25 protein-coding genes and 1 pseudogene are annotated in these 22,093 nt (G+C 74.5%); 15 read left to right on the top strand and 11 right to left on the bottom strand.

Annotated features, from left to right (window positions below):
* Nucleotides 1–141 precede the first annotated feature (141 nt).
* The 3 genes from FKM96_RS01400 to FKM96_RS01390 all read left to right on the top strand — a co-directional run bounded on the left by FKM96_RS01400 (nt 142) and on the right by FKM96_RS01390 (nt 3,528).
* Nucleotides 142–1,836 carry a CTP synthase gene (locus tag FKM96_RS01400; protein WP_147793736.1) on the top strand — a complete coding sequence of 565 codons (1,695 nt, stop codon included), beginning with the start codon at nt 142–144 and terminating at the stop codon, nt 1,834–1,836.
* Nucleotides 1,833–2,447 (top strand): NUDIX hydrolase, encoded by a 615-nt coding sequence (locus tag FKM96_RS01395; RefSeq protein ID WP_147793735.1) that lies wholly within the window; start codon nt 1,833–1,835, stop codon nt 2,445–2,447. Before FKM96_RS01400 ends, FKM96_RS01395 begins: the two co-directional genes overlap by 4 nt.
* Nucleotides 2,448–2,562: 115 nt before the next feature.
* The gene (locus FKM96_RS01390) at nt 2,563–3,528 is read left to right on the top strand and encodes a GGDEF domain-containing protein (protein ID WP_147793734.1); all 966 of its coding nucleotides are present in this window, start codon (nt 2,563–2,565) and stop codon (nt 3,526–3,528) included.
* Between the two features lie 18 nt (nt 3,529–3,546).
* Here FKM96_RS01390 and FKM96_RS01385 read toward each other — a convergent pair whose 3' ends face one another.
* The 4 genes from FKM96_RS01385 to FKM96_RS01370 form a co-directional block, all read right to left on the bottom strand.
* The gene (locus FKM96_RS01385) at nt 3,547–4,353 is read right to left on the bottom strand and encodes an ABC transporter permease (protein ID WP_147793733.1); all 807 of its coding nucleotides are present in this window, start codon (nt 4,351–4,353) and stop codon (nt 3,547–3,549) included.
* Nucleotides 4,353–5,327, bottom strand: a complete 975-nt coding sequence (locus FKM96_RS01380) for an ATP-binding cassette domain-containing protein (protein WP_147793732.1) — start codon at nt 5,325–5,327, stop codon at nt 4,353–4,355. Before FKM96_RS01380 ends, FKM96_RS01385 begins: the two co-directional genes overlap by 1 nt.
* 93 nt (nt 5,328–5,420) lie before the next feature.
* Complete coding sequence (locus FKM96_RS01375; protein WP_147793731.1) at nt 5,421–5,660, bottom strand: helix-turn-helix transcriptional regulator; 240 nt, start codon at nt 5,658–5,660, stop codon at nt 5,421–5,423.
* 287 nt (nt 5,661–5,947) lie between these two features.
* Nucleotides 5,948–6,139, bottom strand: a complete 192-nt coding sequence (locus FKM96_RS01370) for a hypothetical protein (protein ID WP_147793730.1) — start codon at nt 6,137–6,139, stop codon at nt 5,948–5,950.
* 78 nt (nt 6,140–6,217) lie between these two features.
* Here FKM96_RS01370 and FKM96_RS01365 point away from each other — a divergent pair, with 78 nt between their 5' ends.
* Nucleotides 6,218–7,165, top strand: a complete 948-nt coding sequence (locus tag FKM96_RS01365) for a LysR family transcriptional regulator (protein WP_147793729.1) — start codon at nt 6,218–6,220, stop codon at nt 7,163–7,165.
* A 202-nt stretch (nt 7,166–7,367) separates the two neighbouring features.
* Here the strand turns inward: FKM96_RS01365 and FKM96_RS20945 are convergent, their stop codons facing one another.
* The 3 genes from FKM96_RS20945 to FKM96_RS01355 form a co-directional block, all read right to left on the bottom strand.
* Nucleotides 7,368–7,664, bottom strand: coding sequence for a hypothetical protein (locus FKM96_RS20945; RefSeq protein ID WP_210417342.1), 297 nt, complete (start codon nt 7,662–7,664; stop codon nt 7,368–7,370).
* Nucleotides 7,649–8,293 (bottom strand): DMT family transporter, encoded by a 645-nt coding sequence (locus FKM96_RS01360; protein WP_210417341.1) that lies wholly within the window; start codon nt 8,291–8,293, stop codon nt 7,649–7,651. Before FKM96_RS01360 ends, FKM96_RS20945 begins: the two co-directional genes overlap by 16 nt.
* Before the next feature lie 272 nt (nt 8,294–8,565).
* A complete protein-coding gene (locus FKM96_RS01355; RefSeq protein ID WP_147793728.1) occupies nt 8,566–8,937 on the bottom strand; it encodes a DUF4406 domain-containing protein in 372 nt (123 codons plus the stop codon).
* A 78-nt stretch (nt 8,938–9,015) separates the two neighbouring features.
* On the opposite strand from FKM96_RS01355, the gene FKM96_RS01350 reads away from it, so the two are divergent.
* The gene (locus FKM96_RS01350) at nt 9,016–9,774 is read left to right on the top strand and encodes a DeoR/GlpR family DNA-binding transcription regulator (RefSeq protein WP_147793727.1); all 759 of its coding nucleotides are present in this window, start codon (nt 9,016–9,018) and stop codon (nt 9,772–9,774) included.
* Nucleotides 9,775–9,811: 37 nt separating this feature from the next.
* Here the strand turns inward: FKM96_RS01350 and FKM96_RS01345 are convergent, their stop codons facing one another.
* The 3 genes from FKM96_RS01345 to FKM96_RS01335 all read right to left on the bottom strand — a co-directional run bounded on the left by FKM96_RS01345 (nt 9,812) and on the right by FKM96_RS01335 (nt 12,551).
* The gene (locus FKM96_RS01345) at nt 9,812–10,738 is read right to left on the bottom strand and encodes a heme A synthase (RefSeq protein ID WP_246855125.1); all 927 of its coding nucleotides are present in this window, start codon (nt 10,736–10,738) and stop codon (nt 9,812–9,814) included.
* A gap of 74 nt (nt 10,739–10,812) precedes the next feature.
* The gene (locus FKM96_RS01340; RefSeq protein ID WP_147793725.1) at nt 10,813–11,604 is read right to left on the bottom strand and encodes an ABC transporter permease; all 792 of its coding nucleotides are present in this window, start codon (nt 11,602–11,604) and stop codon (nt 10,813–10,815) included.
* Nucleotides 11,601–12,551 carry an ABC transporter ATP-binding protein gene (locus FKM96_RS01335; RefSeq protein ID WP_246855124.1) on the bottom strand — a complete coding sequence of 317 codons (951 nt, stop codon included), beginning with the start codon at nt 12,549–12,551 and terminating at the stop codon, nt 11,601–11,603. The genes FKM96_RS01340 and FKM96_RS01335 overlap by 4 nt, the downstream gene beginning before the upstream one ends.
* A gap of 187 nt (nt 12,552–12,738) precedes the next feature.
* Between FKM96_RS01335 and FKM96_RS01330 the strand changes: the two genes are divergently transcribed.
* From FKM96_RS01330 to FKM96_RS01290, 10 genes and pseudogenes are all read left to right on the top strand, one after another.
* The gene (locus FKM96_RS01330) at nt 12,739–13,533 is read left to right on the top strand and encodes a metalloregulator ArsR/SmtB family transcription factor (RefSeq protein WP_147793724.1); all 795 of its coding nucleotides are present in this window, start codon (nt 12,739–12,741) and stop codon (nt 13,531–13,533) included.
* A 44-nt stretch (nt 13,534–13,577) separates the two neighbouring features.
* A complete protein-coding gene (gene sufB / locus FKM96_RS01325) occupies nt 13,578–15,026 on the top strand; it encodes a Fe-S cluster assembly protein SufB (RefSeq protein WP_147793723.1) in 1,449 nt (482 codons plus the stop codon).
* Nucleotides 15,026–16,261, top strand: a pseudogene (sufD, locus tag FKM96_RS01320) (Fe-S cluster assembly protein SufD); the annotation flags it as partial. The gene sufB and the pseudogene sufD, both read left to right, overlap by 1 nt.
* Complete coding sequence (locus FKM96_RS21185) at nt 16,238–16,699, top strand: non-heme iron oxygenase ferredoxin subunit (RefSeq protein WP_371300517.1); 462 nt, start codon at nt 16,238–16,240, stop codon at nt 16,697–16,699. The pseudogene sufD and the gene FKM96_RS21185, both read left to right, overlap by 24 nt.
* 20 nt (nt 16,700–16,719) lie before the next feature.
* A complete protein-coding gene (gene sufC, locus FKM96_RS01315) occupies nt 16,720–17,484 on the top strand; it encodes a Fe-S cluster assembly ATPase SufC (protein WP_147793721.1) in 765 nt (254 codons plus the stop codon).
* A gap of 119 nt (nt 17,485–17,603) precedes the next feature.
* Nucleotides 17,604–18,926 (top strand): SufS family cysteine desulfurase, encoded by a 1,323-nt coding sequence (locus FKM96_RS01310; RefSeq protein WP_147793720.1) that lies wholly within the window; start codon nt 17,604–17,606, stop codon nt 18,924–18,926.
* Between the two features lie 43 nt (nt 18,927–18,969).
* The gene (gene sufU / locus FKM96_RS01305) at nt 18,970–19,470 is read left to right on the top strand and encodes a Fe-S cluster assembly sulfur transfer protein SufU (protein ID WP_210417340.1); all 501 of its coding nucleotides are present in this window, start codon (nt 18,970–18,972) and stop codon (nt 19,468–19,470) included.
* On the top strand, nt 19,467–19,823 hold the full coding sequence (locus FKM96_RS01300; RefSeq protein WP_147793719.1) for a metal-sulfur cluster assembly factor: 357 nt from the start codon (nt 19,467–19,469) through the stop codon (nt 19,821–19,823). The genes sufU and FKM96_RS01300 overlap by 4 nt, the downstream gene beginning before the upstream one ends.
* A gap of 68 nt (nt 19,824–19,891) precedes the next feature.
* The gene (locus FKM96_RS01295; RefSeq protein ID WP_147793718.1) at nt 19,892–20,578 is read left to right on the top strand and encodes a winged helix-turn-helix domain-containing protein; all 687 of its coding nucleotides are present in this window, start codon (nt 19,892–19,894) and stop codon (nt 20,576–20,578) included.
* The gene (locus tag FKM96_RS01290) at nt 20,575–21,138 is read left to right on the top strand and encodes a hypothetical protein (RefSeq protein ID WP_147793717.1); all 564 of its coding nucleotides are present in this window, start codon (nt 20,575–20,577) and stop codon (nt 21,136–21,138) included. The genes FKM96_RS01295 and FKM96_RS01290 overlap by 4 nt, the downstream gene beginning before the upstream one ends.
* 36 nt (nt 21,139–21,174) lie before the next feature.
* Here FKM96_RS01290 and FKM96_RS01285 read toward each other — a convergent pair whose 3' ends face one another.
* Nucleotides 21,175–22,068, bottom strand: coding sequence for a neutral zinc metallopeptidase (locus tag FKM96_RS01285; protein WP_147793716.1), 894 nt, complete (start codon nt 22,066–22,068; stop codon nt 21,175–21,177).
* Between the last annotated feature and the right edge of the window lie 25 nt (nt 22,069–22,093).

The following is a 22,093-nucleotide window of genomic DNA, read 5'->3' as shown; positions in this document are numbered from 1 at the left end:
GGAGTGGAAGGTTCTGCCGGACACGCCGACGGCGTGTCCGGCAGAACCTTCCACCCGACTGCGGCCCGCCCGCGGGCCCGTGGCGCGGGTCACCGGCGTGGGACGCACAGGGGCCGCGCGTCTCGGGTACACTGGAATCCCGTGGCAGAGCGCGCAAATCGACTCTCCGGGCGGTCGGACTCCACGACCCGGCACATCTTCGTCACGGGAGGCGTCGCCTCCTCACTGGGCAAGGGCCTGACCGCCTCCAGCCTGGGACGACTTCTCCGCTCCCGCGGCCTGCGGGTCACGATGCAGAAGCTCGACCCCTACCTCAACGTCGACCCGGGAACGATGAACCCGTTCCAGCACGGCGAGGTCTTCGTCACCGAGGACGGGGCCGAGACGGACCTCGACGTCGGTCACTACGAGCGGTTCCTGGACGTCGACCTGGTCGGCTCCGCGAACGTGACGACCGGCCAGGTCTACTCGCACGTGATCGCGAAGGAGCGGCGCGGCGAGTACCTGGGCGACACGGTCCAGGTGATCCCGCACATCACCGACGAGATCAAGGCGCGGATGCGGTCCCAGGCCGCCGACGACGTCGACATCATCATCACCGAGATCGGCGGCACGGTCGGCGACATCGAGTCGCAGCCGTTCCTCGAGGCGGCCCGCCAGGTCCGCCACGAGCTCGGCCGGGACAACGTGTTCTTCCTGCACGTGTCGCTGGTGCCGTACATCGGCCCGTCGGGCGAGCTGAAGACCAAGCCGACGCAGCACTCGGTCGCCGCGCTGCGCAGCATCGGCATCCAGCCGGACGCGATCGTGCTGCGGTCCGACCGCGAGATCCCGCAGTCGATCAAGGCGAAGATCGCTCTGATGTGCGACGTCGACACCCAGGGCGTCATCTCCTGCGTGGACGCGCCGAGCATCTACGACATCCCGCGGGTCATCCACGCCGAGGGCCTGGACGCCTACGTCGTGCAGCGTCTCGGCATGCAGTTCCGCGACGTCGACTGGAGCGGCTGGGACGAGCTGCTGCAGCGGGTGCACCAGCCCGCGCACCACGTCGAGGTGGCGCTGGTCGGCAAGTACATCGACCTGCCGGACGCCTACCTGTCGGTGACCGAGGCGCTGCGCGCCGGCGGGTTCCACAACGACGCCAAGGTCAAGATCCGCTGGGTGCCGTCGGACGACTGCCAGACCCCCGAGGGCGCGCAGCGCGCGCTCGGCGGCGTGGACGCGGTGCTGGTCCCGGGCGGGTTCGGCGTGCGCGGCATCGAGGGCAAGCTCGGTGCGCTGCGATGGGCCCGCGAGAGCAGGGTGCCGACGCTCGGCATCTGCCTGGGCCTGCAGACGATGGTCATCGAGTACGCCCGCAACGTGCTCGGCCTGGCCGGCGCCTCGTCGTCCGAGTTCGACGCCGATCCGGCGCACCCGGTCGTGGCCACCATGGCGGAGCAGCTCGCGATCGTGGGTGGCGAGGGCGACCTCGGCGGCACGATGCGGCTCGGCTCCTACGAGGCCGTGCTGGCCGAGGGCTCGGTCGCGGCCGAGGCCTACGGCTCGACCCGGGTCACCGAGCGGCACCGGCACCGGTACGAGGTCAACAACGCGTACCGCGACAAGCTGGAGGAGGCCGGCCTGGTCATCTCCGGCGTCTCGCCGGACTCGTCGCTGGTCGAGTTCGTCGAGCTGCCGCGCGAGGTGCACCCGTACTACGTCTCGACCCAGGCGCACCCGGAGTTCAAGTCGCGGCCGACGCGGTCGCACCCGCTGTTCGCCGGCCTGATCCGCGCCGCGCTCGAGGCTCGCGGCGCGACCGTCTCGCCGAAGGCGAAGGCGCGCGCGTGACGACGCAGGACACGCACGGCGGGCCGGCCGACCGGCCCGCCGTGCGGCCCGTGCTGGAGCACACGGACCTGCACCACGGGAAGATCTGGGACCTCGTCTCGGAGACCGTGGACCTGGGCGACTCGCAGGTGGTCCGGGAGTTCGTCGACCACCCCGGCGCCGTCGCGGTGATCGCGCTCGACGACGACGACCGCGTGCTGCTGCTCCAGCAGTACCGGCACCCGGTGCGGGCCGAGCTCTGGGAGCCGCCGGCCGGGCTGCGCGACGTCGACGGCGAGCCGCCGCACGTCACCGCCGCCCGCGAGCTGGGGGAGGAGGCCGACCTCCGCGCGGACTCCTGGTCGCTGCTCGCGGAGTTCGCGAACTCCCCGGGCGGCTCGAACGAGCACATCCTCGTCTACCTCGCCCGCGGGCTGTCCGAGGTCCCCGAGGCCGACCGGTTCACCCGGGAGGACGAGGAGGCCGCGATGGTGCCCGTGTGGGTGCCCCTGGACGAGGCCGTCGAGGCGGTCCTCGCCGGCCGGCTGCGCAGCCCGAGCGCCGCGGTCGGCATCCTCGCGGCCGCCGCGTCGCGGGACCGCGGCTGGCGGACGCTGCGCCCGGTCGGCTGACGCGCGGGGCGGGCGGGGAGCGCCTCCGCCCGCCCGGCGCGGCGCCCGTTCGCCCGGACGGGTGGTCCGGCCGCCCACCGGTCAGGTGACACCGCCAGCGGCCGATGGGGTGGCCGTGCGCGCGCGGACCCGCCCCCCGAGAGACGGCGCACGCCTGTTCCTCGCGGCCTCGCACACCGCCGGCGCCCTGCTGCTCTGCGCGGTCCTCTGCCTGGTCAGCGCGGTCTGGCCGCCGTCGCGCCTGACCCTGGTCGAGGTCTGGTACGGCGGGTCGGCGGCGCTGGCGCTGCTGGCGGTCGCGGTGCTGCTGCTCCGTGACCGGCCGCGCGCCCCGCTCGCCGCACTCGTCGCCGCCGTGGGGATCGGCGGGGTGCTCGTCGCGAGCTGCCAGACCCTCGCGGGGGTCGTCACGACGAGCCTGGGCCTGGTCGTCGCGGGCCAGGCTGCGGCCCTCCTCGGCGAGCCCCGCACCGTGCGCCGGGTGCTCGGGCTGGTGGTCGTCGTGCTCGGCCTGGCGATGCTCGCGTCGCCCGTGCCGTTCGCGCTGACGACGTGGCTGGTGCTCGCGCTCACCACCGTCGTGATGAGCGGCCTGGTCACGTACCTGCTGCAGCGGCTGCGGCTGCTGGCCACGACCGACGACCTCACCGGCGCCCTGACCCGCGCCGCGTTCGACGAGCGCGCCGCCCTGGTGCTGCACGACGCCGCGCGGCGGGGTCGGCCCGCCGCCGTCGTCTGCCTGGACGTCGACGACTTCAAGGTCGTGAACGACACGCTCGGGCACGCGGCGGGCGACGAGGTGCTGGTGCGGCTGGTGGACGGCTGGCGGGCGGGCCTCGCCGACGACGACCTGATCGGCCGGGTCGGCGGCGACGAGTTCGCGGTGGTGCTCGCCGGCCGGGACGCGGCGGCCGCCGAGGACTGGGTGACGGCCGTCGGGCTGCGGCACGTCGCCGGCGACCCGACCTGGAGCCACGGCGTGGCGCAGGCCGACGGCGACGAGCCGGTGCGGGACGCGCTGGCCCGCGCCGACGAGGCGCTGTACGCGCGCAAGGGGCGGCGGGTCGGCGGGTCGGTCTGACGCCCTGTCGGGCCGCGGTCAGCGGCTGGTCGACACCCGGTACTGCGCGTTGGCGAGCGGCACGAACACCACCAGGAACAGCGCCGACCAGATGAGCGTGTACACCTCCGGGTGCTGCAGCGGCCACGCCGTCGGCTCGGGCACCCCGGGCGGGATGTTCCCGAACAGCTCCCGCGCCGCCTGGGTCACCGCCGACACCGGGTTCCACTCGGCGAACGTCTGCAACGGCGCCGGCAGCGTGTCGAGCGGGACGAAGGTGTTGGCGACGAACGTTAGCGGGAAGATCACGATGAACGACGCGTTGTTCACCACCTCGGGGCTCGGCACCAGCATCCCGATCCAGGCCATGATCCAGCTGATCGCGTAGGCGAACACCAGCAGCAGGCCGAACCCCGCCAGGGCGTCCAGCACGGACGACCGGATGCGCCAGCCGACCACCAGCCCGGTCAGGCCCATCACGATCAGCACGATCACGTTGTTCACGACGTCGGAGAACGTGCGCCCGGTCAGCACCGCCGACGGCGCCATCGGCAGCGACCGGAACCGGTCGAGGATGCCCTTCTTCAGGTCCTCCGCGAGGGCGGCCCCGGTGACCGTCGCGCCGAAGATGACGGTCTGGGCGAAGATCCCCGCGATGAGGAACTCCCGGTAGGCCTGTCCGCCGCCCTGCTGGTCGATCGCCCCGCCGAACACGTAGGAGAACAGCAGGACGAACATGATGGGGGACAGCGTGGTGAAGACCAGGAGGTCGGGCACCCGCTTGATCTTGATGATGTTCCGCTTGGCGACCACGGACGCGTCCGCGATCACGGGGGGCACCGGCATCACGCACCTGCCTTCGGGTCGGGGCTGCCGTCCTGCTCCGCGGTCTTGCCGGTCAGGGCGAGAAACACGTCGTCCAGGGTCGGGCGGCGCAGGCCGACGTCCTCCAGCCGGACCTGGCGCTCGTCGAGCCGCCGCAGCGCCTCGCTGAGCACCTCGGGCCCGCCGGACACCGGCATGACGAACGACCGCCGGCCGTCGTCGACGGTGGGCCGCCCGACGCCGAGCGGGGCGAGCACCTCCTCGACGCCGGCGAGGAGTGCGACGTCCGCGACGGTGAGCTCCAGGCGCTCGCCGCCGACCTGCCGCTTCAGCTGGTCCGCGGTGCCCTGGGCGATGATCCGGCCGTGGTCGATGACGACGATCTCGTCGGCGAGGACGTCGGCCTCCTCCAGGTACTGCGTGGTCAGCAGCAGCGTGGTGCCGCCGGCGACGAGCGTCTGGATGACGTCCCACATCTCGGTCCTGCCGCGGGGGTCCAGGCCCGTGGTCGGCTCGTCGAGGAAGATCACCGGGGGGTCGGCGACGAGCGCGCCCGCCAGGTCGAGCCGGCGCCGCATGCCGCCCGAGTAGGTCTTGGCCGGCCGGTCCGCGGCGTCCTCGAGCCGGAACGACGCCAGCAGCTCGCGCGCCCGGTCGCGGGACCGCCGCTTGCCGAGGTGGTAGAGCCGCCCGATCATCTCGAGGTTCTCGTAGCCGGACAGGTACTCGTCCACCGCCGCGTACTGGCCGGACAGCCCGATCCGCCGCCGGACCTCGGCGGGGCGGGCGAGCACGTCGACGCCCGTGACCCGCGCGCTGCCCGCGTCGGGGCGCAGCAGCGTGGACAGGACCCGGACGATGGTGGTCTTGCCGGCCCCGTTGGGGCCGAGCAGACCGAGCATGGTGCCGGACGCCACCGTGAGGTCGACGCCGTCGAGGGCGGTGACGCCCTTATAGCGCTTGACGAGCCCGCGGGCCTCGATCGCCTGTTCCATGGAGCGAGCGTAGATGTGACCTACGACACACCTGAAGGGGATTGCCCGGCGATCTCGGGCGCGCGGACGCGGGCGCAGGTCAGCGCGCCGCCGTCAGCGCAGGCCGGCCGCCTCGGCCCACGCCGCCGCCTCGGCGCGCGTCGACGCGCCGATCTTGCGGTAGATCGACCGCACCTGGGTCTTCACGGTGTTCCGCGAGACGAACAGCTTGCGGGCGATGTCCTCGAGGGTCACGTCCTCGGCGAGCTCGGCGAGGACGACGCGCTCCCGGGGGCTCAGGGGCTCGCCGAACAGGTCGGTCACGGCTCGGGGGGCGTCTGCGAGGGCGGTCATGGGGGGCTCCGATGCGACTGGGCGGGTCGCGCTCGCCGGTTGGCTGCAGCGGGCGCTCACCCGTTCATTCGGTACGGGGAACGATCCGGATGGGTAGATGAATCCTCAATCACCGGCCCCGCCGGAGCCGCGGCCGCGCGTCTCGGGGGTCCCGGTGCAGGTCATGCCGCTAGCAAGCGGCTTCCGGCGGACGCGGCAGGTCCACCCGGATGGAGCAACGCCCCCGGCGCCCGCAGGTGGGCGGCAGGGGCGGCGGGTGAGCGGCGCGACGGTGTGCGGGCCTGGGCTCAGGCGGCGACCGGGACGTCCTGCACGCGCCCGGCCCGGGCGGTGGGCGCGGTCGGCGTCCGGTGCGCCACGGGCGCGACGCCACGGGTCCAGCCGGCGGTGCGGATCTCGACCGCGGTGGTCGCCGCGTACGGCGCGAACGCGCGGCGCAGGGCGGTCGTGAACGGGGTGCGGGTGGAGGTCGTCGACATGGCGCCCAGTCTCGTGACGTGCGTGCCATGCGTCCAAGGACAAGAACGTCTCTGATCCATGCACTAGCGTCATGCGATATGGACGTGCAGGCGATGCGGTGGTTCCAGCAGGTGGCCGACGGCGCGACCGTCACCGAGGTCGCGGACGTCGAGCAGGTCAGCCAACCCGGCGTCTCCCGGGCGCTGGCCCGCCTGGAGCGCGAGGTCGGCGCCCCGCTGCTGCGGCGGTCGGGCCGGCACCTGCGGATGACGCACGCCGGCGCGGTGTTCAAGCGCCACCTCGACGGCGTGCTCCACCAGCTCGACGACGGCCTGGCCGCCGTCGACGCGGCGGTCCAGCCGGACACGGGCACCGTGACCCTCGGGTTCCAGACCACCCTCGGCTCGTGGTTGGTGCCCGAGCTGGTCCGGACGTTCCGCCGGCAGCACCCGCGCGTCCGGTTCGAGCTCACCCAGACGCCCGACCACCTCGCCGACGCGCTGCTCGACTCCGGACGCGTCGACCTGCTTATCTCCACCGTGCCGCCCTCGGGCCTCGCGGTGCACCACCGGGTGCTGCTCACCGAGTCGCTGCGGCTCGCCGTCCCTGCCGGGCACCGGCTCGCCGAGCGCGAGGCGGTGCGGCTGGCGGACGCCGCGGGGGAGCCCTTCCTGCTGCTCCGGCCGCCGTCGACGCTGCGGCGGCAGACCGAGCGGCTGTGCCAGGCGGCGGGGTTCCGGCCGACGCCGGCGTTCGAGGGCGAGGACGCGCCCACGCTGCACGGGTTCGTCGCGGCGGGGCTCGGGGTGGCGCTGCTGCCGGCGGGCTCCCCGGCGGCGGCCGGCGCCGCGGGTGGTGGTGCCGGAGACGGGTCGGCCGCCGACGCGGGACCGGTGCGGCACCTGCGCGTCCTCGACGAGGGCGCCACGCGGGACGTCGGCCTCAGCACGTTCGCGGAGGACGCCCTGCCGCCCGCGGCACGCCTGTTCCTCGACCACGTCCTGTCCCGCGCCCGCACCGGCGCCCTCCCGGGCGCCGACGCCTGACCGGCCCGCCGACGGGGTGGCCGACACGTCGAGGGGGTAGCCGGCGGCTACTCCCTCGACGTGTCGGTTGCCCCCTCGCGGCGCACTCCGGCCCGCCCGCCGGCGTCGAGTGCCTACCGGACGCGTCGAGTGCCTACCGGCGTGGACAGGCACTCGACGTGTCGGCTGCGCACTCGCGGAGACCGCGGTCGCCGGGAGGCGGTCAGTCGAGCGGGAGCGGGGCGGGCGCGACCGCCTCCGGCGCCGCGGCCTCCTCCTGCGCCGTCGCCGGGGCGCCGCGGCCCGCGGACCAGACCGCGCCCGCGCCGGCGAGGACGACCAGCGCGATCCCTCCCAGCGCCGCGACCGGCAGCCGGTCGCCGAGCGCGACCGCGCCGACGAGCGCCGCCATCGCCGGGTCGATCGCGAACAGCGTCCCGACCACCCGGGTGCCGGCGAGCCGGGCGGCCTGGAAGTCGAGCGAGAACGCCAGCGCCACCCCGATCAGCCCGGACAGCACCAGAGAGGGGCGACGTGCCCGCCCTCCAGCGCCGGGGCCTGCGCGACCTGGAACGGCGACAGCAGCAGGGCGCCGACCGCGACCGACAGCGCGAGGTCGCCGAGCCCGCCGGACCCGGAGCCGACGCGGCCCGCGAGCACGGTGTACCCGCCGAACGCCGCGGCCGCGCCGAGGCCCAGCGCGACGCCGACCGGGTCGAGCCCGCCGGTCGGGGTGCCGACGACCAGGACGACGCCGACGAGCGCGACGAACGGCAGCAGTCGCGCCCGCCCGGCGGACGCCACAGCGGCGACCGCCAGCGGGCCGCAGAACTCCAGGGTGACGGCGACCCCGAGCGGGATGCGGTCGAGCGCGGCGTAGAACAGCACGTTCATGGCGGCCATCGCGACGCCGTACAGCGCGATGCCGGCCCACTCCGACCGGCCGCGCCCGCGCAGCACGGGCCGGGTCAGCAGGAGCAGGACGAGGGCGGCGGCCGTCATGCGGTAGCCGGACACGGCGAGCGTGCCCAGCGAGCCGAAGGCGGACGACGCGAGCGCGGCCGAGATCTGCACGGACGCGGAGCCGACCAGCACGAAGGCGGCGGCGGTGAGGGCGCGCGGGCGCGCGCCGAGGGGGAACGAGAGCATGGGGAGTCCTCAGCGGGACGGCTCGCCGGTGCGGCGGGCGGTGGTCGGGGTGCCTGAGCGGCACGCCGACGCGGACGTCGGGCGTGCCGGGGTCAGGCCCCGGGCCCCCGGCGCGGGGCGCAGCCCCGGTTGCTCATCGGATCCATGGCGCGAGCGTACGTCCTGGTGGTGCGTGGTCCGCGCCCTGTCCGCATGGCCGGGCGGGCCCGGGCGCGGGGGAGCGCCCGCGCCCGTCCAGGGCCGCGCCGCTCCGCCGCCGTCCCCGCGCCTCGTCAGGCCGTCGCGGCCCGCGGGATCTCGTCGACCGACGTGTAGACCGGGATCCCGCGCCTCCGGGCGATCGCCACGTCGTTGTCCGCGCCCGCCGAGTCCCCGGGCAGCCGCAGCACGGCGTCGCAGTGCGCGAGCAGCCGCTCGGCGGTCGGGTAGAGCACGTCCTGGGCGCGGGGGTCGGTCGGGCCGTCGGCGCCCATGCTCGCGAGCACGGGGAGCGCGACCCACTCGCCGATCATCGGCACGTGCCCGCGCTCGAAGATCGGCCAGGCGGCCTCCTCGAGGCGGCGGAGGTTGGCGGCCATGGCGGCGGGGTCGCCGCCCGTCCCCGACTGGTAGGGGCCGGCGATGAGGATCAGCTGTGCGGTCATGCAACCGACCATAACGTGCAGAACCGTGCAAGACTAGGGAATACCGCGAAGGACCGAGCGACCACGGAGGAGATCGCGATGCTGCCGGCACAGCGACGGGACGAGCTGCTGCGCGTGCTGCGCACCGAGGGGCGCGTCGTCGCCAAGGACGCCGCCGAGCGGCTCGGCCTGTCCGAGGACACGGTCCGGCGCGACCTGCGGGAGATGGCGGCGGCCGGGCTCTGCCAGCGGGTGTACGGCGGCGCGCTCCCGGTGTCGCCCGCGGTGGCGGACTACGCGGGCCGGCGCACCGTCGCGGTCGAGAACAAGGACCGGGTGGCCCGGCGGGCGGCGGAGCTCGTGCGCCCGGGCTCGACGGCGATCCTCGACGGGGGCACCACGGCGCTCGCGGTCGCCCGCGCGCTGCCCCCCGACCTGCGGGCGACGGTCGTGACGCACAGCCCGACGGTCGCCGCGGCGCTCGCGGAGCACCCGACGGTCGAGGTGCTGGTGCTCGGCGGGCGGCTGTTCAAGCACTCCGTCGTCACGTCGGGCGCGCTGCTCGCCGAGGCGGCGGCCGGCGTGTGGGCGGACGTGTTCCTGCTCGGCGTCACGGGCGTGCACCCGGAGGCGGGGCTGACGACCGGCGACGCCGAGGAGGCCGCGACCAAGCGGGCGCTCGCCCGCCGCGCGGGGGACACCTACGTGCTGGCCAGCGCGGAGAAGATCGGCGCCGCGTCGCCGTTCCGGGTGCTCCCTCTCGACGAGGTCGCCGGGGTGGTCACCGACGTCGACCCGGCCGACCCCGCGGCGCGGGCGCTCGCGGACGCGGGGGTGCCGCTGGTGACGGCGGGCTGACCGCGGCCTGCGGGAGGCCCGCTCGTCGCGCCGGCGCTCAGGCGCGCGTGCGGAACGTCAGCAGGTACCGCGTGGTCCCCGCCGCGAGCAGCGCCGCGCCGAGCATGTGCAGCATCACGAGCAGGATCGGCAGGTCGGTCGACACCTGGACGTACCCGATGACGCCCTGCAGCGCGACGAGCCCGACCATCACCCAGCCGCGGCGGCGGAGCAGGCGCGGCCCGCGCCGGTTCAGCCACAGCAGCACGACGAGCATCCCCGTGAACAGCCACACCGACGCGGCGTGCACGCGGACCATCAGGTACGGGTCGACGGCGATCCGGTAGCCGACCTCCTCGTCGCCCGAGTGCGGGCCCGCACCCGTGGTGATGACGCCGAGCGCGAGCACGAGCACGAGCAGCGCGCCGAGCGCCGGCGCGAGCCGCCGGGACCACGGCCCGACGACGGGGATCCGCGGACCGTCGCCCTCGCGGCTGCGGTGCACCAGGAGCGTCGACGCCGCGACCAGCGCCATCGACACCATGAAGTGCAGGCTGACCCACGCGGGGTGCAGGTGCAGCAGGACGACGACGCCGCCGATGAGCGCCTGCAGGACCACGCCGGCCAGCGGGGCGAACCCGAGCCAGCGGTAGGAGCGGGACCGGTCGCGGTCGAACCAGACGAGGAGCGCGACGGCGACGGCGATGACGCCGAGCACGCCGGTGAGCGTCCGGTTCCCGAACTCGACGTACTGGTGGTACGTCGTCTCCGGGTGGAAGGCGGCGGTGAACTGCCCCGGCTCGCACTGCGGCCACGTCGAGCAGCCGAGGCCGGAACCGGTGAGCCGGACCGCGCCGCCGGTGACGACGATGCCGATCTGCGCCACCAGGTTCGCCACGAGGACCGGGTAGGTCAGGCGCTCGCGCCACGCCGCGAACCGGGACGGTGCGGGGCTGACGGGGGCGGCGGCGACGTCGGGGCTCACGGCGACCAGCCTACGGTCCGGCGACCCGCGCTCGTGCCGCGGTGCACGAGGTCTTGATCACGCGCGCCCGCGGGTCAGGAGGACCAGCGGAACCAGCGCCGCACCGCCGCGGCGAGCAGCACCGCCCACGCCCCCAGCGCCGCGAGGTGCGCGGCCGGGAACGCCCCGTCGACGAGGGACGCCCGCAGCGCCTCGCCCAGCGCGCCCGGCGGCAGCCACTCCGCGGCGGAGGCCCACCACCCGGGCAGGTCGGACACCGGCAGGACCAGGCCGCCGACGACGGCCAGCACCACCAGCAGCAGGTTCGCGACCGCCAGCACCGCCTCCGCGCGCAGCGTCCCGGCGAGCAGCAGCGCCAGCGCGGTGAACGCCGCGATCCCGAGCAGCAGCGCGAGCAGGGCGCCGGGCAGGCCGGCGGGGTCGGGTCGCCAGCCGAGGGCGAGCCCCGTGACCGAGACGACGACCACCTGCAGCGCCGCGACCGCGAGCACCGCCAGCGCCTTGCCGGCGAGCAGTCCTCCCCGCCCGAGCGGCGTCGTGGCCAGCAGCCGCAGCACGCCGTTGCGACGGTCGAACGCGGTGGCGATGGCCTGCGAGGTCAGCGAGCCCGCCATCACGGCCAGCCCGAGGATCCCCGGGGTGACGACGTCGATCCGCTCGGCGTCGCCGACCCCGATGTCGAGGAACGACCCCCGCCCCAGGGCGATGAGCGCGACCACCGGGATGATCAGGGTGACGAGCAGCTGCTCGCCGTTGCGCAGCACGGCCATCGTCTCGAACCGGGCCTGGGCGCGGACCCGGCGGCCGGCAGGCGCGGCGCGGTCGGCTCCGGCGGCGCCCGCAGGGGCGGGAGCGGGCGCGGTCATCGCAGGTTCCGTCCGGTCAGGTCGAGGAACACGTCCTCGAGGGTGCGGCGCCCGACGTCCACCCGGGCGAGCAGCACGTCACGGTCGGCGCACCACGCGGCGAGCGCGGCGACGAGCGCCGGGGTGGCGGGGGAGTCGACGGCGTACGCGCCGGGGCCGGTCTCGGTGACCGCGGCCCTCGCCGCGGAACCGGCCGGCGTCAGCGCGGCCGCCAGCGCGGCGAGGTCCAGCCCCGGCTCGGCCCGGAACGTCAGCGTGGAGGAGTCGGCCCCGGCGAGCAGCGCCGGCACGGACCCGTGGGCGATGACCCGCCCGTGGTCGACGACGGCGACCTCGTCGGCCAGCGCCTCGGCCTCGTCCATCAGGTGCGTGGTCAGGAGGACCGCCACGCCGTCGGCGCGCAGCTCCTCGACCAGCGACCAGACGGCGCGCCGCGCCTGCGGGTCCATCCCGGCCGAGGGCTCGTCGAGGAACACGACGTCGGGGCGCCCGACGACCGCGGTCGCCAGCGCGAGCCGCTGCCGCTGGCCGCCGGAGAGCCGGCGCACCGTCGTCCGGGCGAACGGGGTGAGGCCCAGCCGCTCGGCCAGCTCGCCGACGTCGCGCGGCCGGGCGTACATCTCGGCGACGTGCCGCAGCACGCCCAGGGTGGGCACGCCGGTGGGCAGCCCCGCGTCCTGCAGCATCACGCCCACCCGGGGGCGGAGCGCGGCGGCGTCGGCGACGGGGTCGAGCCCGAGCACGCGGACGGAGCCGCCGTCCGGCGTGCGCAGCCCCTCGCAGCACTCCACGGTGGTGGTCTTGCCCGCGCCGTTCGGGCCGAGCACCGCGGTCACCCGCCCGGGGGACGCGTGCAGGTCGAGCCCGTCGACGACGGCGCGGCCGTCGTACCGCTTGACGAGCCCGCGCACCTCGACGGCGGGCGGGGAGGAGGACTGGCCGAGCACCCCGCGAGTGTAGGGGTCGCGGCCGCGCCCGCGGTGTGGTGAGGCTGACCTTGCTTGCCAGGACTTATTTCGGCAACAAGGATGTTGCCGATATCGGGAGCCCTCGTCGGGGCTCTGCGGGGCCGGCGCCGCCACGGCGGTCCGCCCCGCGAACCAGCCGCGCAGCAGTGAACCGGAGGTGTGTGCCATGAGCGCCAGCACGCCGGGGACCGCCGCCGCGCCGGAGGCCGACTGCGCGACCGCGGCCGCCGCCGCCCCGCCCCGCCCCGCGCTCCGACCCGCGGAACCGCCCCGCCCCGCGGAGCCGGAGTCCGAGGCCGAGGCCGGCACCCGCCGCCGGGTGCTCGACCTGATCGCCGCCGACGGCCCGGTGTCCGCCGCGGAGCTGGCCGCCGAGCTCGACCTCACCGCCGCCGCCGTCCGCCGGCACCTCGCGGTGCTGGAGGGCGAGCAGCAGATCGGCGTGCACGACGGCGGCGCGGTCGGGCCCGCGCGCCGCGGCCGCCCCGCCAAGCGCTACGTCGTGACCGCGGCAGGGCAGGCGGCGCTGAGCCAGCAGTACTCCGAGCTCGCGTCGCAGGCGCTGCGGTTCGTCGCCGAGATCGGCGGCGCGGACGCGGTGCGCAGCTTCGCCGAGAAGCGGGTCCGCGACCTCGAGGTCCGGCACGCCGACGCGCTGGCGGAGGCGGGCGACGACCCGGTCCGCCGGGCGCAGGTGCTCGCCGACGGCCTGGCGGTCGACGGCTTCGCGGCCACCGCGCGCCCCGTGCCCGGCGGCCACGCCATCCAGCTGTGCCAGGGCCACTGCCCGGTGCAGGACGTCGCGCGCGAGTTCCCCGAGCTCTGCGAGGCGGAGGCGCACGCCTTCTCCCGCATGCTCGGCGTCCACGTGCAGCGCCTCGCGACGCTGGCCCGCGGCGGCCACGTCTGCACCACGAACATCCCGATCGTGCCGGTCCGCCGGCCGACGACGACGGACTGACCGACCCGCCCCCGACCCCCGTGCACCCGCGGAAGGACGATGAGATGACGACGACGGACCCCGGACGCCCGGTAGCGGCCGAGCCGATGAGCCAGGACGAGGCCATCGCCTCGATCGGCAACTACGGCTACGGCTGGCACGACGCCGACGACGCGGGCGCCACGGCGCAGCGCGGCCTGTCGGAGGACGTGGTGCGCAACATCTCGGCGCTCAAGAACGAGCCCGAGTGGATGCTGAAGACCCGCCTCAAGGCGCTGCGCCTGTTCGACAAGAAGCCGATGCCCTGGTGGGGCGCGGACCTGTCGGGCATCGACTTCGACAACATCAAGTACTTCGTCCGGTCGACGGAGAAGCAGGCGACCACCTGGGACGACCTGCCCGAGGACATCAAGGACACCTACGACCGCCTGGGCATCCCGGAGGCCGAGAAGCAGCGGCTCGTCGGCGGCGTCGCCGCGCAGTACGAGTCCGAGGTCGTCTACCACCAGATCCAGGAGGACCTGGAGCGGCAGGGCGTCATCTTCGTCGACACCGACACCGGCCTGCGCGAGTACCCGGAGCTGTTCGAGCAGTACTTCGGCTCGGTCATCCCCCCGGGCGACAACAAGTTCGCGTCGCTGAACACCGCCGTGTGGTCGGGCGGCTCGTTCGTCTACGTGCCGCCGGGCGTGCACGTCGAGATCCCGCTGCAGGCCTACTTCCGGATCAACACCGAGAACATGGGCCAGTTCGAGCGGACGCTGATCATCGCGGACGAGGGCTCGTACGTGCACTACGTCGAGGGCTGCACGGCGCCGATCTACCAGTCGGACTCGCTGCACTCCGCGGTCGTCGAGATCATCGTCAAGAAGAACGCCCGCGTGCGGTACACGACGATCCAGAACTGGTCGAACAACGTCTACAACCTCGTAACCAAGCGGGCGACCGCGGCCGAGGGCGCGACGATGGAGTGGGTCGACGGCAACATCGGCTCCAAGGTCACCATGAAGTACCCGGCGATCTACCTGCTGGGCGAGCACGCCCGCGGCGAGACCCTGTCCATCGCCTTCGCGGGCGAGGGCCAGCACCAGGACGCCGGCTGCAAGATGGTGCACGCCGCGCCGCACACCTCGTCGTCGATCGTGTCGAAGTCGGTGGCCCGCGGCGGCGGCCGGACCTCGTACCGCGGCCTGGTCCAGGTCCTGGAGGGCGCGTCGCACTCGGCGTCCAACGTCCTCTGCGACGCCCTGCTGGTCGACCAGATCTCGCGCTCGGACACCTACCCGTACGTCGACGTCCGCGAGGACGACGTGTCGATGGGTCACGAGGCGACGGTGTCCCGCGTCAGCGAGGACCAGCTGTTCTACCTGATGTCCCGCGGCATGACCGAGACCGAGGCCATGGCCATGATCGTGCGCGGGTTCGTCGAGCCCATCGCGCGCGAGCTGCCCATGGAGTACGCCCTCGAGCTGAACCGCCTGATCGAGCTGCAGATGGAAGGGGCCGTCGGCTGATGTCGACCACCACACCCGAGACCCCCGGTCTCTCCACCGACCACTCCCGCGCGACGGCCGACGAGGCGCACAGCCACGGCGTCGGCACCGTCCCCGAGTCGTCCCGCGCGGCCCGCGCCACCTCGTTCGAGGTCGCGGACTTCACGGTGCCGAACGGGCGCGAGGAGGAGTGGCGGTTCTCGCCGGTCGACCGGCTCGCCCCGCTGTTCGCCCCGGAGACGGGCCGGCTCACGGGCCACGGCGTCCTCACCACGGTCGTGAACGCGCCCGAGGTCGAGGTCGAGATCGTGGACCGCGACGACGCCCGCCTGGGTCTCGCCGGCAAGCCCGGCGACCGCGCCGCGGCCGTCGCGTGGGCCTCGTTCCCGCGTGCCACGGTCGTGACGGTCCCGCAGGAGGCGGTCGCGTCGACCGTCACCTCCGTGCGGGTCGAGGGCGTGGAGGGCCAGCTGGAGCCGACCGGCAGCCACCTGCTCGTGCACGCCAAGCCGATGTCCCAGGCGACGGTCGTCATCGACCACGTCGGGTCCGCGCTGCTCACCGAGACCGTCGAGGTCGTGGCGGAGGACGGCGCGCACCTGACCGTCGTCTCCGTGCAGGACTGGTCCGAGGGTGCCGTGCACAACGCGGCGCACCGCGTGAAGCTCGGCCGCGACGCGACGGTCAAGCACATCGTGGTCACCCTGGGCGGCGACGTCGTCCGGCTCACCCCGGACGCGGAGTTCGCGGGCGAGGGCGGCTCGGTCGAGATGCTCGGCGTGTACTTCGCCGACGCCGGCCAGCACCAGGAGCAGCGGCTGTTCGTCGACCACGCGGTCCCGAACTGCAAGTCCCGCGTGACCTACAAGGGCGCGCTGCAGGGCGAGGGCGCGCACACCGTGTGGGTCGGCGACGTGCTGATCCGCAAGGAGGCCGAGGGCACCGACACCTACGAGCTCAACCGCAACCTGGTCCTCACGGACGGCGCGCGCGCGGACTCGGTGCCGAACCTCGAGATCGAGACGGGCCTCATCGAGGGCGCGGGCCACGCCAGCGCCACGGGCCGGTTCGACGACGAGCAGCTGTTCTACCTGCGCTCGCGCGGCATCCCGGAGACGGACGCCCGCCGCCTGGTCGTGCGCGGCTTCTTCGCCGAGCTGATCCACCAGATCGGCGTGCCCGAGGTCGAGGAGCGGCTCATCACCGCGATCGAGGCCGAGCTGGCGCAGTCGATGACGGAGTTCCAGGGCGCGGCGGCCGTGTCCGGCGGCGACCTCGCCTCCGACGTCACCGACGAGACCGACCCCGAGCGACGCGATCCTGAACGAGCCCGCCTCCGTCGCCTCCGCGGACGAGCCCGCATGACCGCACAGCTCGCGTGCATGACCTCCGACGTCCCCGAGGCCGGCACCTTCCGTGTCGAGCTCGAGGGGCCGTCGGGCACCGTCGAGGTCGCGGTCGTCCGCGACGAGGACGGCGCGCTGCACGCCATCAGCGACATCTGCTCGCACGGCGCGGTGTCGCTGTCCGACGGCGAGGTCGAGGGCTGCACCGTGGAGTGCTGGCTGCACGGGTCGCGGTTCGACCTGCGCACCGGCGAGCCGCTGGGCCCCCCGGCCGTCCGCCCCGTCCCCGTCTACCCCCTGACCGTCGACGGCGAGCGCGTGCTCGTCGACGTCGACGGCGCTGCCTGAGCCTTCCGAGGAGAACCCGCATGCCCACCCTGGAGATCCGCGACCTGCACGTCAGCGTCGAGACGAAGGAGGGTCCGAAGCCGATCCTCCGCGGCGTCGACCTGACCATCAACAGCGGCGAGACGCACGCCATCATGGGCCCGAACGGCTCCGGCAAGTCCACGCTGGCCTACTCGCTCGCCGGGCACCCGAAGTACGAGATCACCTCCGGCACCGTCACGCTCGACGGCGAGGACCTCGTGGCGATGTCGGCCGACGAGCGCGCCCGCGCCGGCCTGTTCCTCGCCATGCAGTACCCGGTCGAGGTCCCCGGCGTCTCGGTGTCGAACTTCCTGCGCACCGCCAAGACCGCGATCGACGGCGAGGCGCCCGCGCTCCGCACCTGGATCAAGGACGTCGACGGCGCCATGGAGCGCCTGCGCATGGACTCCTCGTTCGCCGAGCGCTCGGTCAACGAGGGCTTCTCGTGCGGCGAGAAGAAGCGCCACGAGATCCTGCAGATGGAGCTCCTGATGCCCCAGTTCGCGATCCTCGACGAGACCGACTCGGGCCTCGACGTCGACGCGCTGCGCATCGTCTCCGAGGGCGTGAACCGCGCCAAGGAGTCGACCGACGTGGGCGTCCTGCTCATCACGCACTACACGCGCATCCTGCGCTACATCCAGCCGGACTTCGTCCACGTGTTCGTCGACGGCCGGATCGCCGAGGAGGGCGGGCCCGAGCTCGCCGAGCGCCTCGAGAACGAGGGCTACGACCGGTTCCTGACCTCGGGCGCCTCCGCCTGACGGACTGACCGCACCCGCGGCTCCGGGACGGCGGCGGCCCACCGCCGCCGTCCCGGGCACCGCACCCCCGGAGGGCGACCGGGCGCCAGGCCACGACGCACGACGACGAGGACACCGAGATGACCGACACGCTGGACCGGGCCGCGCAGGACGGGCAGGGGCGGACGCTGGACGCCGCCGAGCTGGCCGCCGTGCGCGCGGACTTCCCCCTGCTGCAGCGGACCGTCCGCGACGGGCGCCCGCTGGTCTACCTCGACTCCGGCGCGACCTCGCAGAAGCCCGAGGTCGTCCTCGACGCGGAGCAGGACTTCTACACGCAGCGGAACGCCGCCGTGCACCGCGGCGCGCACCAGCTCGCCGAGGAGGCCACCGAGGCGTTCGAGACCGCGCGGCACGAGGTGGCCTCGTTCGTGGGCGTGCACGACGACGAGATCGTCTGGACCTCCAACGCCACCGCCGGGCTCAACCTCGTCGCCTACGCGATGTCGAACGCGACGCTCGGGCGCGGGGGAGCGGCGGCGCAGCGGTTCGCCCTGGCCCCCGGCGACGAGATCGTCGTCACCGAGGCCGAGCACCACGCGAACCTCGTGCCGTGGCAGGAGCTGGCCGCCCGCACCGGCGCCACGCTGCGCTGGCTCGGCGTCGACGACGACGGCCGCATCCGGGCGGACGAGCTCGGCACCGTCGTGACCGACCGGACCAAGGTGCTCGCGTTCACGCACGCCTCGAACGTCACCGGCGCCGTCACCGACGTCGCGCCGTTCGTGGCCCGGGCCCGCGAGGTCGGCGCCCTGACGGTCCTCGACGCCTGCCAGAGCGTGCCGCACCTGCCCGTCGACCTGGCCGCGCTCGGCGTCGACTTCGCCGCGTTCTCCGGGCACAAGATGCTCGGCCCCACCGGCGTCGGCGCGCTGTACGGCCGCCGCGAGCTGCTCGAGGCCATGCCGCCCGTCACGACCGGCGGCTCGATGGTCGAGGTCGTCACGATGGAGCAGACCACCTACGCGCCGCCGCCGCGCCGGTTCGAGGCCGGGACCCAGATGGTGTCCCAGGCCGTGGGCATGGGCGCCGCCGCGACGTACCTCGCCGAGCTCGGCATGGACGCGGTCGCCGCGCACGAGCGGCACCTCGCCGGGCTGCTGCTCGACGCGGTGGCGTCGGTCCCCGGCGTCCGGGTGATCGGCCCCACCGAGAACGTGGACCGCCTCGCGACGGTGTCGTTCGTCGTCGACGGCGTGCACGCGCACGACGTGGGTCAGGTCCTCGACGACCGCGGCGTGGCCGTGCGGGTCGGGCACCACTGCGCGCAGCCGCTGCACCGCCGGTTCGGCGTGGCTGCGACCGCCCGCGCGTCGGCCGCCGTCTACACGACGGACGAGGAGATCGCGGTGTTCCGGGAAGCACTGGCGGGGGTCCGGACGTTCTTCGGACTGGACGACTGATACTGGGGCGACGAGCCACCCGAGAGAGCGAGAGCCGCACCGCATGAGCACCGGCATGGAGCAGCTGTACCAGCAGCTGATCCTCGACCACGCCAAGCACCCCGCCCACCGCGGGGCGCAGGAGGCGTACGACGTCGAGGTCCACCACGTGAACCCCACCTGCGGGGACGAGGTGACGCTGCGCGTGCGCCTGGACGCCGACGCGTCGGGCGCGCCGGTCATCGGCGAGCTCACCTGGACCGGGCAGGGCTGCTCGATCTCGCAGGCCTCGGCCTCGGTGATGTCGCAGGCCGTCGCCGGCGGGTCCGTCGAGCACGCGCTCGCGCTGTCCGACGACTTCCGCGAGCTCATGGACTCCCGCGGCGTGCTGCCCGAGAAGTTCGAGGGCGACGGGCTGGCGGAGGAGATGGAGGACGCCGTCGCGTTCGTCGGCGTCGCCCGGTACCCCGCCCGCATCAAGTGCGCCCTGCTCGGCTGGGCGGCCATGAAGGACGCGGTGGCGCAGGCCTCCGTGACGACCACGAACCCCGAGGAGGGGCGATGAGCGACACCACGGTGTCCCCGCAGCAGGACGGCGCCGCGCCGGCGCCCGTGAACGCCGCCGACGTCGAGGAGGCGCTGCGCGACGTCATCGACCCCGAGCTCGGCGTCAACGTCGTCGACCTCGGCCTGGTCTACGGCATCGCGATCGAGCAGGGCCGCAACGTCGTCATCGACATGACGCTCACCTCGGCGGCGTGCCCGCTGACGGACGTCATCGAGGATCAGGCGGGCACCTCGCTCGAGGGGCTGGTCGACTCGGTGCGGATCAACTGGGTGTGGATGCCGCCGTGGGGTCCGGAGAAGATCACGGACGACGGCCGCGCGATGATGCGGGCGCTGGGCTTCAACATCTGAGGCTCGAGCACGGCTTCCGGGACCACGTCGGTCTCGATCGCTCAGATTGTGGTTGATACGATCGGGCGGTGATCTCGCCCGCCGTCCCGAGCGCGCTGTTCCGCACCGACGTGCAGCGCGAGGTGCTGCGCGAGCTCGTGCGGTCCGCGGCGGGCACCCGGACGGCCGCTGACCTGGCTCGTGCGCTCGGCCGGCCGGAGTCGACGGTGACGCGCGAGGTCGCGCGGCTCGCGGCCGACGGCATGGTGCGGACCGTGGCCCACGGGCGGCGCCGGCTGCTCAGCCCGGACTACACGAACCCGTTCATGCGGGCGGTCCGCACGGCGTTCGAGGAGCTGGACACGATCGCGGCCGAGCGCGGGCGCGGCGTCCGCTGGTGGTCGACCGCGCCGGAGATCGCCGCGCGGACGGGGGCGCTGGTGCGTGCGGGCGAGGACGACCGCGCGCTCCGGGTGCTGCTCGACGGGGTGAACCAGGTCCCGCTGGTCGCGGCCCTGGACGGGCTGGACGACATGCTGGCCGAGCCCGGGAGCACGGGGGCCGAGCGCTGGGACGCCCTGCTCGCCGGTGCGGTCCGGTACCGGTGCCGGCTGGTCGGACGCGCAGCACCCGGCTGGACCCGGCGCGACCCGCTCCCCACCTGGTGGTGGCCGGGCGGTCGTGGGGCGCGCGCTGCCTTCGCCGTGCAGCGGACCCCGCCCGAGCTCGCTCGGCTCGGGATCTGGTTCGACGCGCGGAACTTCGGCACCGCGTGACCGCCCCCGACCCGGAGCCGTCCCGCCAGGACATCGTCGACCTCCTCACCGAGGTCGGCGCCTACCTGCACGCCCGGAGCTGGACCGCCACGATCTACGTGGCGGGAGGCGCGACCATGGCGCTCCTCCTCGACGCCCGGACCGTCACCCGCGACGTCGACGCCGTCTTCCGCAGCGACCGCGGCCAGCTCGGTGCCGCGATCGCCGACGTCGCCGAGCGGCACGGACTGCCGACGGAGTGGCTGAACGACCACATCGCGGCGGTGCTGCCGAGTGCGGAGGACGACGAGGCGACCGAGCTGGTCCTGCCCGGCCTCGTCGTGCTGCTGTCCTCCGAGCGGCACCTGCTCGCGATGAAGATGCTGGCGGGTCGCGAGCGTGACGTCCCGGACCTGGTGGTGCTGTTCCGTCGGCTCGGGATCATCACGCCGGGGGAGGCGGTGGCGGTGACGGAGCAGGTCTTCGGGCCGGACTACCCGGGGCACGCCCCGCCGGTCGAGCACCTGGAGGCGCTCGCAGAGGACGTGCTCACGCGGCTGCGGGGGACCGGGGTCCGCTGACCGACGGGGGGCGCGCGGCAGCGGGCGGCTGTCGCCTCAGAGCGAGGCGGCCGCGAACGTGTCGCAGGACTGGACCGTGCCGTCGCGGTAGCCGGTCGTGAACCAGCGCTGGCGCTGCTCGCTGGAGCCGTGCGTCCACGTGTCCGGGTTCACGCCGCCCGCGGACTGCTGCTGGATGTGGTCGTCGCCGACCGCCGCGGCGGCGGACAGGGCGTCGGCGAGCTGCGCCTCGGTGATCGGCTCCAGGAACGTCACGCCGGTGTCCGGGTCGACCGTCGTGGCGGCGTCGCCGGCCCACATCCCGGCGTAGCAGTCGGCCTGGAGCTCGGTGCGGACCGAGTCGGAGTCGTCGCCCGTCCCGGACCGGTCCGCGCGGTCGAACACGCCGGTCAGCTGCTGGATGTGGTGGCCGTACTCGTGCGCCACCACGTACTCCTCGGCGAGCGGCCCGCCCTGCGCGCCGTACTGCGAGGCGAGCAGGTCGTAGAACGACAGGTCGAGGTAGATCGTGCGGTCCGGCGGGCAGTAGAACGGCCCCGTCGACGACGAGGCGCTGCCGCAGCCCGTCTCGGTGGCGTCCTGGAAGGACACCACGGCGGGCTCGACGTCCGGGTCCTGGGCCAGCTCCGGCAGCGTGCGCTGCCAGTACGCGTCGAGCGACTGGACCGTCGCCGAGAGCCGGCACTCGCGCTCGGCGTTGGCCTGCTGGGCCGTGCAGTCCCCGATCTCGGAGACCTGCTCCTGCGAGCCGGCACCCGTCCCGCCGTCGCCGGACAGCAGCTGCGCCGGGTTGCCGCCGAGCAGCGTCACGACCACCACGAGCACCAGCGTGCCGAGGCCGCCGCCCACCGCGATGCCCCGCCCGCGGCCGCCGCCGCGGCGGGACTGCACGCGCCCGCCCTCGAACCGGCCGCCGTCCTGGAACGTCATGCCGGGGACGGTAGCCCGGGGCGCG

It is taken from the genome of Cellulomonas sp. Y8 (assembly GCF_008033115.1).
Taxonomy (GTDB): Bacteria; Actinomycetota; Actinomycetes; order Actinomycetales; family Cellulomonadaceae; genus Cellulomonas.
Note: the sequence above shows the minus strand (reverse complement) of the source record. Positions and strands in the feature narration are given on the sequence as shown.